The sequence below is a fragment of the Collinsella sp. AM44-11 genome, from assembly GCF_003467145.1.
Classification (GTDB): Bacteria; Actinomycetota; Coriobacteriia; order Coriobacteriales; family Coriobacteriaceae; genus Collinsella.
On the sequence record NZ_QSFE01000038.1, the window covers coordinates 1 to 1,063 of the forward strand.

The following is a 1,063-nucleotide window of genomic DNA, read 5'->3' on the forward strand; positions in this document are numbered from 1 at the left end:
GGCGTTGCCGCCAACATCCTGCCGGCCATGGGCTTCGCCATGCTCGGCCGCCTGGTGCTCACCAAGCAGCTCGTGCCCTTCTACTTCCTGGGCTTCCTGCTGTGCTCCTACGCCAACGTGCCCGTCCTGGGCGTCGCCCTGATCGCCATCATCATCGGCATCGACAAGTTCGACCTGCTCGGCCTGGGCGGAGCCCAGCCCCAGCTCTCCGCGGAAGGGGATGAGGACGATGACTTCTAGTCCCGAGAACAAGATCACGCGCTCCGACCTCGTCAAGAGCGCCGTCAACACCGGCGCCCTGGGCATGGAGTTCTCCTGGACCTACTACAAGCAGATGAACATCGCCTTCTGCCTGATGGTCGCCAACATGCTCAAGAAGATCTACGCCGGCCGCCCCGACGACTACGCCGAGGCCCTGCACCGCCACTGCGCGTTCTTCAACATCACCGTCCAGTTCGCCCCGTTCGTCGGCGGCATCGCGATGGCCATGGAGGAGAAGGTCGCCCGCGGCGAGATCGAGCCCGAGAGCGTCAACGACGTCAAGGCCGCTCTCATGGGCCCGCTGTCCGGCATCGGCGACTCCATCTTCCTGTCGACGCTGCGCGTGGTCGCCGCCGCGGTGGGCATCAGCCTGTGCCAGGCCGGCAACCCCTTCGGCCCCATCGCCTTCCTGCTCATCTACAACGTCCCCGGCTTCGCGCTGCGCATCTGGGGCGCCGTCAAGGGCTACGAGCTGGGCGTGGGCTTCCTGGACGAGGCCCAGAGGACCGGCCTCATGCAGAAGATCATGACCTGCGTGGGAATCGTGGGCGTCATGGTCGTGGGCGCCATGTGCAAGGACATGTTCTGGGCCAGCATCCCGGTGGCCATCGGCTCGGGCGAGGACGCCCAGACCCTCCAGGACATCCTGGACGGCATCATGCCCGGCATGCTCGGCATGCTCGCCTTCTGGCTGTACTACTGGCTGCTGTCCAAGAAGATCAACCCCATGGTGCTGATCGTGGCCACCATGGTCGTGGGCATCGTCGGCGCGTTCTTCGGCGTGCTGGCGTAAGGGCCCGGC

2 protein-coding genes are annotated in these 1,063 nt (G+C 65.8%); both read left to right on the forward strand.

Features of this window, described 5'->3' with window-relative positions; genetic code table 11:
• On the forward strand, positions 1–240 hold a 240-nt coding region (locus DW943_RS10330; RefSeq protein ID WP_147324175.1), incomplete at its 5' end, for a PTS sugar transporter subunit IIC.
• The gene (locus tag DW943_RS10335; protein ID WP_117862982.1) at positions 221–1,054 is read left to right on the forward strand and encodes a PTS system mannose/fructose/sorbose family transporter subunit IID; all 834 of its coding nucleotides are present in this window, start codon (positions 221–223) and stop codon (positions 1,052–1,054) included. The genes DW943_RS10330 and DW943_RS10335, both read left to right, overlap by 20 nt.
• Positions 1,055–1,063 lie beyond the last annotated feature (9 nt).